This is a genomic window from Streptomyces sp. NBC_00104 (assembly GCF_045160825.1).
Classification (GTDB): Bacteria; Actinomycetota; Actinomycetes; order Streptomycetales; family Streptomycetaceae; genus Streptomyces.
This window is the reverse complement of record NZ_CP108215.1, coordinates 5,400,511-5,413,178: the sequence shown is the minus strand read 5'-3', so window position 1 is coordinate 5,413,178 and position 12,668 is coordinate 5,400,511. Positions and strand designations below refer to the sequence as shown.

Sequence of the window (12,668 nt, the reverse complement as noted above, 5' to 3'; positions counted from 1 at the left end):
TTCATAGTGTTTCGGTGGTCATAGCGTGAGGGAAACGCCCGGTTACATTCCGAACCCGGAAGCTAAGCCTTACAGCGCCGATGGTACTGCAGGGGGGACCCTGTGGGAGAGTAGGACGCCGCCGAACAAATATTGCGAAAGGCCCACACCTTATGGTGTGGGCCTTTTTGCGTTTCCGGAGGGAAATTGGGTGGAGGGTGCGGTACCCCGGTACTAGCCTCGATCTTTCGTGACGGTCCGCCGACGGAGTCGGTGGGCCGTTTCGCTTTCGGTGGCTGATGCCGGGCAGGCCGTGGGCCCGAGTGTCGCGTCGGGTGGGCGCCGGGTTCCACTGCTCCGGGTGGGGTGGTGCTACTCGCAGGGGTAGGGAAGCTGCTGGTCAGCCGGGGTTCGGCAGGAGTGCGAGCCGTGCGAGGGCGTCTGTGATCTCCCGGGTCCAGGGCCAGTGGCGGGCGAGGCGGAGGATGCGGCGCCGGCCGGTGGTGACGAGCTGGGCGGCTGCGGAGAACAGGCGGAAGCGGAGGCGGCGGGGTTCCCAGAGCCGGGTCTGGCCGGTCAGGGCGAGCATGGGCATCCAGGCCAGCAGGTCGAGAGCGATCTGGACGATCTCCAGCCAGACCTTGTTCTGTGCGGTGTCGTGCAGGGGCAGGTTCCGCAGGCCCGTCGCGCGGGCAGCTCGGATGCGGTCCTCGGCCCGGGCCCGCAGCCGGTGACGGAGCTCGAGTTCGGCGATGGGACGGCCGGCGGTGTTGGTAGCAAAGCAGGTGATCCGCATGCCGTCCGCATCCGTGATTCTCAACTGGGCCCCGGGATGCGGCCGTTCCTTGCGGACGATCAGCCGCATGCCCTTCGGCCAGCCCTCAAGCAGGTCGCCGGTGAGTTCGGCGACCCAGGCCCCGTCGCGGACCTCGCCGCCGGTCTCGACGGCCGGCGTCCATGCCGATGCCGGGATCTTCAGAACGTGCTGGTGAATGGCCTCGGTGATCACCATGCCGACCGAGTAGGACAGCCAGCGCCCGCGCTGGGCGAGCCAGGCGACGAACTCGTGGGTGCCGCCCGCGGAATCGCAGCGGATCAAGGTCTGCCGCCCGCGCCGGTACTTCGTGGGCAGCTGGGCGAGGGAGAGGCGGGCGGCCTCGATGTGGTCGGCGGCCGTGTTCGAGCCCGCGTTGCCCGCCCTCAGAAGGGAGGCGACAGGTTCACCGGTGCCACCGGGGCCGTGGTCGACGAAGCCCATCAGCGGGTGGTGACCGTAGGTCTTCTTCCAGGTCGGGGCGGCGTCCTGCTTGTCCGAGTGGGCGATGACCAGCACTCCGTCCAGATCCACGGTGACCTGCCCACCGGCGTCCGGAGCCCGGTCGCGGGCCAACGTCCAGACCCGGACGCGGACTTCGGACCGGGCCGCGCGGATGGCGGTCAGTGCCTTCTCGCTCGAGGCGGCAAGGGTGTCGATCAGGCGGGAGACCGTCGGGTCGGAGGCGACCGGCCCGAACACGGCCGGCTCGGCCCGCAGCGTTGCGATGTCGGCGAGACAGTCCCCGCCGAGTGCGACCGCCAGCGCGACGTCCAGGAGGATCTTGGCCGGGTCGTGGACGGCCCGCGGCTTCCGCCACGGAGCAAGCGCTGAGGACAACACCCGGTCGAGACCGGCTTTGCGGACCGTTTCGACCAGCAGGACGGACCCGGCCTGGGAGAAGACCTGACGGCCGTCACCCTGAACACGCACACGGGGATAGGAACCTATAGGCTGGTCGGGTAGCCGGAGTCCATTGCTGGACTCCGGCCCCCTCAGAACCGTACGTGCACGTCATCCGCGCATACGGCTCAAGCAAGCCCCGAAGGCTCTCCGGTGTGCAGGGTTTCCTCGCGGCCGTCCACGTATAGGCGTTGACGGCATGAGGCGTGGGTGAGGCGGAGTTGAACCCCATCCGGCGTCTTCGTCCCCTGGTAAGCGATGTTTTGGGTCTTGATCGCTTTCCGGGTGGTGCGGAGCCACTGCTCCCACTCCCTTGGGGACTGCGGGGACCGGTCTGCGTGCAGGAGCAGTTGCCCGCACCGATGGCAGCGGCCCGCCTGCATCTTCAGTAGACGCATGGTGGCCCGGTCCAGCGGCAGCGGGGCGCCCTTGCGACGGCGGTCGGCCCAGTAGTCGGTCAGAGCAGGGTCATCCGGGGACGCCCCACCCCTGACCAGCTGATGCCGGATGATTTTCGTCCAGGCGAACCGGACCAGGTAGGCGCCGCTGTCGCGGTCACCGAACACCCAATTGTCCTGACGTGCAGGATTGAAGCGACCGAAGTACCGCCTCATGATCCAGCGCCTCGGCTTCTTCGGGTGCCTGGGCAGCGCCCACCGGTAGGTGAGCTGCCATAGGTAGGCGTCCAGCGAGGCGAAGACCTCTTTGGACACCACCGTCCGGTAGTAGGCCGCCCATCCGCGAACGATCGGATTGAGCGTCCGCAGTACTGCCGCAGGCTCCGCGCCACGAAGGGCCCGGATTTCCTCCCGCAGTCTGCCCCGGATCCGCTTGACGGCCGCTTTGCTGGGCTTGATCAGTAGCTTGCCGCTGCGGTAGCGGCGCACGTTGAACCCGAGGAAGTCGAAGCCGGTTTCCGCGTGGACGATTTGCGTCTTGTCCTCGTTGAAGACCAGCCCCCGGGGCGCGAGCCACTCGGCAAGCCGTGCCTTGACCTGCTCAGCCGCAGCGCGGCTGTGGCATATCGCCACGAGGTCGTCAGCGTATCTGACCAGCACAGGAGCGTTCGGCATGATTTCTCCGGCCCGTCGGCCCGAAGGGTGATACCGCACGCCCGCAGCCATCTCCATCCCATGCAGAGCGATATTCAGCAGCACGGGGCTGATCACGCCGCCCTGGGGAGTCCCCTCCTCGGTCGGTGTGAATCTCCCGCGTTCCACGACCCCGGCCTTCAGCCATTGCCGGACCAGTCCCCGAGCGGGGAAAGTGCCGAGCCCGGCCAGAAGCTGGTCGTGATCGATGCGGTCGAATGCCGCCGCCAGGTCCGCGTCCAGGATCCACACGCGCTGCGGGTTCTTGCCGCTGAGCGTATTGAAGATGACCCCGATCGCGTCATGGCAGCCCCTGCCCGGGCGAAAGCCGTACGACCTTGCCTCGAACCGGGCCTCCCACTCAGGTTCCAGCGCCGCCGAGACACGGGCTTGGTGAGCCCGGTCGACGATGACGGGGATGCCGAGCGGGCGCCGCTTGCGTCCTCCCGCCTTTGGGATGAACACCCGCCGGACCGCGCGAGCCTGCCAGTTACTGCCGCGCTGCTGGATGAAGCGCACCAGTTCCGACTTGCCCGAGGCGGTGAGTACGACCTGATCGTCGATCCCCGCCGTCTTGCGTCCGGCGTTGATCTCCGTCACCCGCCGCACGCTGACCAGCGTGTTGCTCAGGCTCCGGAGCATCAGCTTCTGCAGGTTCCTGACCTTCGCCAGGTCCCCTTCCTTCGATGCCGTGAAGATGCGTTGGCGCAGACGGCGTACGTCTTTGTCCGCCTGGTCCCAGTCGATGCTGGGCCAGTCCACGAAGCCGCCCTCCGGTCCGTTCACCCCGGCCGGGGCCGGGGCGTCCAACTTGTCCTTCAGTGCTGTCGCTGCTGTCATCGTCCCTCCTCACAGGCTCACCCGGCTCACGTCAGCGTCCTTTCGGACTCGGACATCGGTCCGTATCCGGCGAGTTGGCCAAAGCGGCGGCGGAGAGTCCACCGTCCGTAGCTGCCTTGGTTTCCTCCGGCCTTTCGGCGTGCCGGCCTTCGCTTCTTGAGCCGTCCTTTCCCGCCGGAAACATCAGCCTTCCTCACGGTCAGCCCACCGCCCGTCCGGTATGGACGGGCGGCTTCCGTCGGGGTTTCCACGTTCCGTGTGCCTGAGCTGCGACCGGGTTGGGTGCCCTCTATATCCCGGGGCGGCGGTGTCCTCCCGGGCGGCGTGAAGCATCCGCCCGGCGCCTGCCGCGTTCCAGCGGCCTGCCCTGCACCCCGCTGTTGCTTCCCACCGGCGGGGCTTTCTCTCACGAGACGTCATCAAGGGTTCACGGTTATTCACCCGTCCGGTCTTCCCCTTGCCTGTTGCCCTCGGGTGGAACGAGGGCACTTGGGCTTTTCCCCCGGAGCTTCACACCCCGCCGTTACCAGCGACGCATGTCCGGGTGGGGACAGGTCATCGGACACTGACCCGGGGCTACTCTGTCGCCGACGCCATCGCCGACCCCCTCTCCAAAAGAGCCCACTCAACACACGCGACCTCGTGTCGCACCTTCACCTGGAAAGTGCCTCTGGTTTCAGCGGGAACAAGGACCTCGACAATCCTCATTCTTGCTGGTCAGGGGCACTTTTTGCTGAGCTGACCACCTGCCGGACAGCCTGCTTCAAGAAAGCGTGAGGCTAGCGTCGCCGGTATGGATCTGCTGAGGGGTGCCGAGGGCGCTGTGCCCGAGGGGTATGTGGTGCGGGCCGTTCGCGCTGATGAGTGGCGGGCCGTACGGGAGTTGCGGTTGGCCGCGTTGTTGGACCCGGTGGCGCATCTCGCGTTTCTGGAGACCTACGAGGATGCCCTGGCGCGGTCCGACGCGTTCTGGAAGGAGCGGACGGAGAAGGCCGCGGAGGGGGTTCGGGAGCGGCAGCAGTTCGTTGTGGAGAGCGAGGACGGTGCATGGGTCGGGACGGTGACCGTGCTCGTGGAGGAGGCCGGGACGCGGGACTTCTTCGGAGGGATCGTCGAGCGGCGGCAGGGGCATCTGGTGGGGGTGTTCCTGCGGGACGGGCATCGGGGGAAGGGCCTGGGAGAGGCGATGTTCGCGGTCGCGGTGGAGTGGGCCCGAGGAGTCGGCGTCGAGCGGGTGCGGTTGTTCGTGAACGAGGGGAACGGACGGGCCGCGGCGTTCTATCGGCGGGCAGGCTTCGTGGGCAGCGGGGTGACCGTAGAGGGGGACGAGGGGCGGGAGTTGGAGTACGTGCTGGAGCCGGCGTAGGCGCGGGCGCCGGACGGGCTGGTGTTAGCTTCGGCGGCATGGACGACAGCGTGTACGTGGGCAATGCGGGCAAGGACGCGGCCATGGACCGGGGCTGGCTGCTCGGGCATTTCAAGGCGGACGGTGATCCTCGCCGGAGTGAGGCGGTGGAGATCAAATGGGGTGTTCATCCGCGGGGCGACACACGCGCGCAGTGGGTCCGGGGCGAGGAACGTACCGCCCTGCAGGTGCTGATCAGCGGTCGCTTCCGGGTCGACTTTCCCGGCCGTAGCGTCGTGTTGGAGCGCCAGGGCGACTATGTCGTCTGGGGGCGCGGGGTGGACCACTCCTGGGTCGCCGAGGAGGAGTCGGTGGTGCTGACCGTGCGGTGGCCGTCCGTGCCCGGGTACGCGGTGTCTCAGGAGGGTGAGCACGAGGGCGAGTATGAGGGCGAGAGCGGGGCGTCGGCCGGGTGACGGTCCCCGTGGCCTTTACGGCAGCGGGAGTTCGTGGTGGGGCCAGCGGGATCTGGCCTGTTCGCGGGAGCGGAGGAGGGCCAGGGTGGGGAGGCCCTGGTCGGGGCCGCTGGTCAGGAGCTGGGGGAGCTGGGGGAGCGGGGCCACGGCTGCCACGTCGTCCAGGACCAGGGTGAGTGGTGGGTCGAGGCGGCCGGAGGATGACCGTTCGGCCATGCGCCGGCCGCGCTCGACCACGCTTGAGGCGAGGGCCGTCAGAAGCGGCATCGCGGAAGGGTTCGCCTTGGGGTCCTCGATGGGGTCGCCGACCACATAGAGCGTTCCCCCCTCGTGCACGAAGGAATCCAGGACGAGGGAGTCGGCTCGGTTCGGGGTGCAGGATTCCCGGACGTTGACCGTGGAAAGGGCCGAGAGGGCTCGGGCCGTCAACTGCTGGGCGATGTCCCGGCGTTCGGGGTGCGAGGTGAGCGCCGACTCCAGTTCGCCCGCCGCGCCGGGAGCCGCTTTCGGGTTCGTACGGAGGGTGCGTACCGCTTCCTGGACGTTGCTGCCCTGGGCCCAGCGGTGCAGGTGGCGGATGGTGCGGGTGTCTATGGCGGCGGCGTGGAGGTAGCTGCGCAGGAGGGTTTCCGCCGTGTCCGCCATCGCTTGGTCGAGCCTGGCGGTGGGGCGGATGGGGGCGAGGAGGGCGATCGCCCTGGCCAGTGCCGTCGGCTTGTCCTCGCAGCCGGCGATGGGGGACCAGTGGAGGCGGGCCGGGGTGTCGCAGCGGTGTGCGGGGTCGTAGAGGAGGACCGGGCCCAGCTTCGCGCGGGCGTCCTTCGTGTCCGACCAGAGGGTGGGGTCGGACGTGACCACCAGGGCAGGGCCCTCGGCGTCCCGTACGGCCTGGGTGGCGGCGGGGCGACGGGATTCGGCGGGGCCGAGGACGACCGAGGGGGGCGCGCTTGCCCAGCCGCCGGTGTGGAGGGCGGCCGGGGCTTCGGTTCCTCCGGGCCGGGGGTGGGCGGGCGGAGCGGCGGGTTCCGTACCGGTCGCGAGGGTCAGGGGGGTGGTGGGGTGCGGGCCGGGCGGGGCCGCGCGAGGAGCCTCGGTCGCCGGGACGAGCGGAGCAGAGGGCGCGCCGTGCCGCGGCTCGGGGACCGGCGTGGAGGGTGTGGAGGGCGCGGCAGGGAACCCGGCGGGGGGAGCGAGGCCGCCGGTGTGTCTTCCGGTGTGCGGCGGGACAGGTGGGGTGGCCGGCCCGCCGGGGGCGTCGGCCGTCGGGTCCGGGCTGTGGGCGTACCCAGCGGCGTGCGGTGTGGCGTACGGCGTGGTGTGTGGTGTGGTGTGGCCCTGGGCCTCGGTCGGGGCAGTCGTCGACGCGCCGCTGCTCTTTCCCTGGGCTCGTGCCGCCTTCTCCCGGGCTCGTACGGACCGCCAGCGGGCCAGTGTGCCCATCACGAAGACGGTCAGGACGAGGAGGATCATGAGCTGGCCGATGAAGAGGCCCCAGAAGAGGCCGTAGCCGGAGAGCTGGGCGGCGGGGGTGTCCGGCCAGGCCGCGGCGAGGTCCTGGGGGTTCGAGACCAGGCTGCGTACGGCCAGGGGCGTACGGGTGAAGGTGATGGCGTCGGGCCAGGCGCCGTGGGCGAAGAGGCCGGCCAGGCCGGTGGCGGACCAGACCAGCAGGGTCAGGCCCACCAGGAAGCCGAGGAGGGCGATCAGCAGCCCGTCGGGGACGCCGCCTCCGCCCTGCTCGGGGCGCCGGTCGCCCGGTCTCATCGCACGCCGCCGTTCACGCCGTTTCCTCCGCCGCCGTTCACGCCGTTCCCTTGCCCTGCCTGCTCGGTCCCGCTCGTTCCTGGTCCCGCTCGTTCCTGGTCTCGGTCAGGCCACCGTCGACTCGGAGGAGCCGTATCCGTCGACCTCGCTCAGTTGCTGTGCGACGAACGCGGCCGCCCGTTCCTCGGCCTCCAGTTCGGCGGCGTGGAAGGCGTCGTCCTGGTCCATCAGGTGGTCGACGGACGATTCGGTCATCGCGCGGTCGGTGAAGACCAGGGGGCGTTCGGTCTCGGTGATCAGGTGTTTGACCACCTGTACGTTGCCGTTGACGTCCCAGACGGCGATACCGGGGGTGAGGGTGGGAATGATCTCCACCGCCCAGCGCGGCAGGCCCAGTACGCGTCCCGTCGCTCTCGCCTCGTCCGCCTTCTGGGCGTAGATCGTCCGTGTCGAGGCCATCTTGAGGATGGCCGAGGCCTCCTTCGCCGCCGCGCCGTCGACCACGTCGGACAGGTGGTGGACGACCGCGACGAAGGACAGACCGAGGCGTCGGCCGAACTTCAGCAGGCGCTGGAAGAGCTGGGCGACGAAGGGGCTGTTGATGATGTGCCAGGCCTCCTCGACCAGGAAGATGCGCTTCTTCCGGTCGGGGCGGATCCAGGTGTGCTCCAGCCACACGCCGACGATCGCCATGAGGATGGGCATGGCGATGGAGTTGCGGTCGATGTGGCTCAGGTCGAAGACGATGAGCGGCGCGTCGAGGTCGATGCCGACCGTCGTCGGGCCGTCGAACATGCCGCGCAGGTCACCGTCGACCAGGCGGTCCAGGACCAGCGCCACGTCCAGGCCCCACGCCCGTACGTCGTCTATGGCGACGTTCATCGCCTCCGCGGACTCCGGCTCGGGGTGGCGGAGTTGCTCGACGATGTCGGTGAGGACCGGCTGACGTTCGACGATGGTCTCGTTGACGTAGGCGTGGGCGACCTTGAGGGCGAAGCCGGAGCGCTCGTCCAGGCCGTGGCCCATCGCGACCTCGATGATCGTCCGGAGCAGCGCGAGCTGGCCGGTCGTGGTGATCGAGGGGTCGAGGGGGTTGAGGCGGATGCCGTGGTCCAGGGCGGCCGTCGGGTCCAGGCGGATGGGAGTTATTCCCAGCTCCTCCGCGATGAGGTTCCATTCGCCGACGCCGTCCTCGCCCTGGGCGTCGAGGACGACGACCTGGCGGTCGCGGAAGCGCAGCTGCCTCAGGACGTACGTCTTCTCCAGGGCCGACTTGCCGTTGCCGGACTCGCCGAGGACGAGCCAGTGCGGGGCGGGGAGCTGCTGGCCGTAGAGCTGGAAGGGGTCGTAGATGTAGCCCTTGCCGGAGTAGACCTCGCGGCCGATGATCACGCCGGAGTCGCCGAGGCCGGGGGCGGCGGTCGGGAGGTAGACCGCCTGGGCCTGGCCCGTGGAGGTGCGCACGGGAAGGCGGGTCGTCTCGACCTTGCCGAAGAGGAATGACGTGAAGGCGTCCGTGAGGGCGGACATCGGGTCCCGCATCAGCGACGTACCTCCTGTCCTTGCCGCGGCACACGAGCGGCCTCTGGCACTCGGCCGGTCTCGGAAACCGACCCTGGGGGTGACTCCTGCTGGTGCTGGTCCGGATGATCCCGCATCGCGGTGGCCCTACCTTCGGATTCCGGTGGCGAACGGGAGCGTGTTGACGAAGGCCCGGTGGTGTTCGCGGTCGCACCACTCCAGCTTCAGATACGACTTGCCGGCCGAGGCCCTTATCGTCCGCTTGTCACGCGCCAGCGCCTCCGGGGAACGGGAGGAGACGGTGATGTAGCCGACCAGGTTGACGCCGGCCGCGCCGCTCGCGAGGTCCTCGCCGCGCTGGTCGAGGCGGGAGTGGGAGGCCACGTCACGGGGGTCGACGGTCCGGTTCATCTTGGCGGCGCGGGATGCCTCCGCCTCGTCGTTCGTCTTCTCCGTCAGCATGCGCTCGATGGCGACCTCGGTGGGTTCGAGGTCCATCGTGACGGCGACGGTGCGGATGACGTCCGGGGTGTGGACCAGGAGCGGCGCCAGGAAGTTGACGCCGACCGGGGTCATCGGCCACTCCTTCACCCAGGCCGTGGCGTGGCACCAGGGGGCGCGGGTGGAGGACTCGCGGGTCTTGGCCTGGAGGTAGTCCGGCTCCATCGCGTCCAGCTCGGCCGGCCAGGCGTTGCGCTTGGTCATGGCCTGGATGTGGTCGATGGGGTGGTCCGGGTCGTACATGGAGTGGATGAGGGAGGAGAGGCGGCCCTGGCCCAGCGGCTGCCGTACGCGGATGTCGGCCTCCTGGAGGCGCGAGCAGATGTCCGTCAGCTCGCGGGCCATGACGACGGCGAGGCCCGCGTCCTTGTCGAGCTTGCGGCCCTGGTGGGGGCGGGCCGCGCGGGCCATGGCGTGGCCCTCGGCGGCCAGTTCGCGGGTGTAGTGCATGCAGGCGACGAGGTACGCGCGGTGCTGCTCGCTGCTCGTGGAGACCATGGACTGCAGCTGGTCGTACGACTGCTGCAGCCAGCCCGGGGCGCGCTCGTCGCCGCGCTGGGCGACGTCCTTGGCGTGGGCGTCGGGGTCGGCCGGGAGGGTGCGGGCGAGAATCTGCAGGCGGGTGACGAAGCCGTCGCCGTTGGCCACGTGCTTGAGGAGGGTGCCGAAGCGGTCGACGAGGGCTTCCTGGTCCTCGGAGTCGCGCAGGCCGACGCCCGGGCCCTCGATCTCGATGGCCGCGGTGACGGTCCGGCGGTCGGCGTGCAGGAGGACGGCGATCTCGTCGGGGCCGAAGGGCGCGGCCAGCCAGGTGATGCGGCCGATACCCGGCGGGGGCCCGACCTCGACCTCACGGCCGTCGAGGCGCGTTCCGGCCTCCATGTTGGCGGAGCGGTACGTCGTGCCGCGGCGCAGGCTGCGCTTGTAACTGCGGTTGATCTCGAACCACTTGTAGAACGTCCGCCGCTTGTACGGCACGTACACGGCGGCCAGCGCCAGCATCGGGAAGCCCGTCAGCAGGGCGATGCGCGGGACGAGCACCGGGACGAGGAGGCCGCACATCATGCCGAGGAACGCGCCCGCGATGATCAGCGCGATCTCGCCGGACTCGCGGTTCCGGCCGATGATCGCGTTCGGCCGGGCGCGGCCGATCAGATAGGTACGGCGGGGCGTGACCGGATGGGACAAATGGGCCGCGTGGGAATCAGCCGTCAACGCCCTTCACCTCCCGTGCGATTGCTGTTGCGGGTGTTGCCGGCGTGGGGGGTGTTGACCGGGCTCGTCCGGGGCGGGGGTGCGGCGGAGGGGACAGTTCCGCCGCCTCCGTTCGCGGGGCGCGAGCTGTGGGCGGCCACGCCGCCGGATACGGGGTTGGCGGGGCGGGGGGCGCTGCTTCCGCCGCCGCCGCCGTTGTTGTCGGCCCGGGAGCTGTGGGTCTTGATGCCCTGGGCGACGAGGCTGGCCGGAGAGCTGATCACGGCCGCGGCCTTGCCCTCGGCGCCGCGCATGATGCGGTTGTTGCGGGAGTTGGCGATCTCGTCGCCGAAGCCGGGGACGAAGCGGTAGATCATGCCTGAGGCGAAGATGGCGAGGAGGATGATGGCGAGGCCGGAGACGATCGCGGCGAGGGAGTCGGGGCCCTCCTCCGTGGTCAGGGCGCCCGCGAGGCCGAGCACGATGACGATGACGGGCTTGACGAGGATGATCGCGATCATGATGCCCGCCCAGCGGCGGACATGACCCCACAGGTCCTTGTCGACGAGGCCCGCGTAGACCACCACGCCGAGCAGGGCGCCGACGTAGAGCAGGACGGCCCTCAGGAACAGCTCCATGTACAGCACGCCCGCGGCGACGATGGAGATCAGCGACACCAGGATGAGCATGATCGGGCCGCCGCCGATGTCGTTGCCCTGCTTCAGGGCCTCGGAGAACGTGCCGAAGAACGTGTCCGTCTGGTTGCCGGTCGTCTGGGCGATGATGTCGCTGACGCCGTCGGTGGCCGAGACGACGGTGTAGAGGATCAGTGGGGTGAAGGCTGACGCCAGCACGGTCAGCCAGAGGAAGCCGATGGCCTCCGACATCGCGGTCATGAGCGGCACGCCCCGGACGGCTCGCTTGGTGACCGCGAGCAGCCACAGCACGAGCGTGAGGATCGCCGAGGCCGCGAAGACGACGGCGTACTGCTTCAGGAACGTGAGGTTCGTGAAGTCGACGTCCGCGGTCTCGTTGACGGCTTCGGAGAGCTTGTCGACGGTCCAGGAGGCGGCGTCGGCGCAGCCTTGGGCGAGGGAGGAGAGGGGGTCGAGGGTGGTGGTTACGTCGTTGGGGAGGGTGCTGGTGTCGCCTTTTTCGCCGGATTCTCGCTCGCAGTACTTCTTGGCTTCGCCGACGATGAGATCGCAAGGGTTGTTCGACGACGAGGGCGACGGCGACGGGGTGGGAGCCGCGTAGGCGCTCGACGCCAGCAGGACGACAGACGTCTGCACGGCGGCTACGGCTCCGGTGAGCCTGAGCGCACGGTTCGGGCTACCGGGCATACGTGAACCCTCCGTACTCTTCGACGGCCTTGCTGATCTCTTCGGAGGTGGCGGCCTGGTCGTCGCCCGGGACCGGGGCGGGGCCGTCCTTCTGAGAGTCCGTGACGATCTTCCAGTCACCGTTGGACCACTGGAGATCGAAGGTCCACGTCTTCCAGGTGGAGGTGACGGGATCGGTCGAGCTCTTCCCGGACATGCCGATGAGGCCCATGTACCAAACCGCGACCTTGGCGCCGGTGTCGCCGTAGTCCTGGACCGTGGTGCCCAACGGCGTCACACGCGAGACGAACGTGCTGCCCTCGGGCGGGTTGCCGTCGGAGTCCAGGCCCATATTGCTCAGGAAGTCAGCCGAGTAGGCCTCGTCCAGCGGTGTTTGCAGTTTGGCGGCCGCGTCGGAGGTGTAGAGGGCGTCGACGATGGAGTGCCGGCTCTCTGTGTGGAACATGCCGGTCGAGCCGAGTGCCACGGCGTAGTTGGCCGCGGCGCTCTGCACGCCCTCCTCGCTCCGCGCGAACCCCGTAGGAATCCCGGCTGTCTTCGACTCCACCGGCCGTTCCCCCGAAGCCGCCGTAGGCGCCGTCTCCGTCTTGGCGTCGCCGGAACCCGTGTCGGTGTCGCCGCCTCCCCGGTTCGCGAAGGCGATCGCGGCGATGAGGAGGACGACCACGCCGACGATGGTGACGAGGCTTCTGGAGGAGGAGCGGGGGCGGCGGGGTGCCCCGCCGTAGGGGGCGTCGCCTTCGGGGAGGCGGGTCCGGGTCTGGCCGGTGCCCGCGTACCCCCCGTACGCCCCGTACGCCCCGTCGTCACCGGTGCGCGAGGACTCGTACCCGTGCTCGTCGCCGAGACTCATGCCGCAGTCGCCCCTTCAACTTCGACGTCGTACCGAAAGGCGTA

9 protein-coding genes and 1 rRNA gene are annotated in these 12,668 nt (G+C 69.4%); 3 read left to right on the top strand and 7 right to left on the bottom strand.

Annotated features, from left to right (window positions below):
* The first annotated feature begins 10 nt into the window (after nucleotides 1-10).
* Nucleotides 11-127, top strand: a 5S ribosomal RNA gene (gene rrf, locus OG272_RS23855).
* 252 nt (nucleotides 128-379) lie between these two features.
* On the opposite strand, the gene OG272_RS23850 is transcribed toward rrf, so the two are convergent.
* Both OG272_RS23850 and ltrA read right to left on the bottom strand, forming a co-directional pair.
* A complete protein-coding gene (locus OG272_RS23850) occupies nucleotides 380-1,744 on the bottom strand; it encodes an IS1380 family transposase (protein ID WP_405896066.1) in 1,365 nt (454 codons plus the stop codon).
* A gap of 80 nt (nucleotides 1,745-1,824) precedes the next feature.
* Nucleotides 1,825-3,627 (bottom strand): group II intron reverse transcriptase/maturase, encoded by a 1,803-nt coding sequence (ltrA, locus tag OG272_RS23845; RefSeq protein WP_328222294.1) that lies wholly within the window; start codon nucleotides 3,625-3,627, stop codon nucleotides 1,825-1,827.
* Nucleotides 3,628-4,420: 793 nt separating this feature from the next.
* Here ltrA and OG272_RS23840 point away from each other — a divergent pair.
* Together OG272_RS23840 and OG272_RS23835 are read left to right on the top strand one after the other, a co-directional pair.
* Nucleotides 4,421-4,993, top strand: coding sequence for a GNAT family N-acetyltransferase (locus OG272_RS23840; protein WP_327728916.1), 573 nt, complete (start codon nucleotides 4,421-4,423; stop codon nucleotides 4,991-4,993).
* Between the two features lie 38 nt (nucleotides 4,994-5,031).
* Nucleotides 5,032-5,448, top strand: coding sequence for a signal peptidase I (locus OG272_RS23835; protein WP_405894785.1), 417 nt, complete (start codon nucleotides 5,032-5,034; stop codon nucleotides 5,446-5,448).
* A gap of 15 nt (nucleotides 5,449-5,463) precedes the next feature.
* Here OG272_RS23835 and OG272_RS23830 read toward each other — a convergent pair whose 3' ends face one another.
* From OG272_RS23830 to OG272_RS23810, 5 genes are all read right to left on the bottom strand, one after another.
* A complete protein-coding gene (locus OG272_RS23830) occupies nucleotides 5,464-7,212 on the bottom strand; it encodes a type VI secretion protein (RefSeq protein ID WP_405894784.1) in 1,749 nt (582 codons plus the stop codon).
* 105 nt (nucleotides 7,213-7,317) lie between these two features.
* Nucleotides 7,318-8,754, bottom strand: coding sequence for an ATP-binding protein (locus tag OG272_RS23825; protein ID WP_328223550.1), 1,437 nt, complete (start codon nucleotides 8,752-8,754; stop codon nucleotides 7,318-7,320).
* Nucleotides 8,755-8,880: 126 nt separating this feature from the next.
* On the bottom strand, nucleotides 8,881-10,422 hold the full coding sequence (locus tag OG272_RS23820) for an SCO6880 family protein (RefSeq protein WP_405896065.1): 1,542 nt from the start codon (nucleotides 10,420-10,422) through the stop codon (nucleotides 8,881-8,883).
* Nucleotides 10,423-10,445: 23 nt separating this feature from the next.
* On the bottom strand, nucleotides 10,446-11,771 hold the full coding sequence (locus OG272_RS23815) for a hypothetical protein (RefSeq protein WP_405894783.1): 1,326 nt from the start codon (nucleotides 11,769-11,771) through the stop codon (nucleotides 10,446-10,448).
* A complete protein-coding gene (locus OG272_RS23810) occupies nucleotides 11,761-12,624 on the bottom strand; it encodes a hypothetical protein (protein ID WP_405894782.1) in 864 nt (287 codons plus the stop codon). The genes OG272_RS23815 and OG272_RS23810 overlap by 11 nt, the downstream gene beginning before the upstream one ends.
* Nucleotides 12,625-12,668: the final 44 nt, after the last annotated feature.

Excerpts from the sequence above, each read along its gene's own strand:
- OG272_RS23825 (WP_328223550.1), bottom strand. The coding sequence starts at position 8,754 with ATGCGGGACCCGATGTCCGCCCTCACGGACGCCTTCACGTCATTCCTC.
- OG272_RS23830 (WP_405894784.1), bottom strand. The coding sequence starts at position 7,212 with ATGAGACCGGGCGACCGGCGCCCCGAGCAGGGCGGAGGCGGCGTCCCC.
- OG272_RS23840 (WP_327728916.1), top strand. The coding sequence starts at position 4,421 with ATGGATCTGCTGAGGGGTGCCGAGGGCGCTGTGCCCGAGGGGTATGTG.
- OG272_RS23810 (WP_405894782.1), bottom strand. The coding sequence starts at position 12,624 with ATGAGTCTCGGCGACGAGCACGGGTACGAGTCCTCGCGCACCGGTGAC.
- ltrA (WP_328222294.1), bottom strand. The coding sequence starts at position 3,627 with ATGACAGCAGCGACAGCACTGAAGGACAAGTTGGACGCCCCGGCCCCG.
- OG272_RS23835 (WP_405894785.1), top strand. The coding sequence starts at position 5,032 with ATGGACGACAGCGTGTACGTGGGCAATGCGGGCAAGGACGCGGCCATG.
- OG272_RS23815 (WP_405894783.1), bottom strand. The coding sequence starts at position 11,771 with ATGCCCGGTAGCCCGAACCGTGCGCTCAGGCTCACCGGAGCCGTAGCC.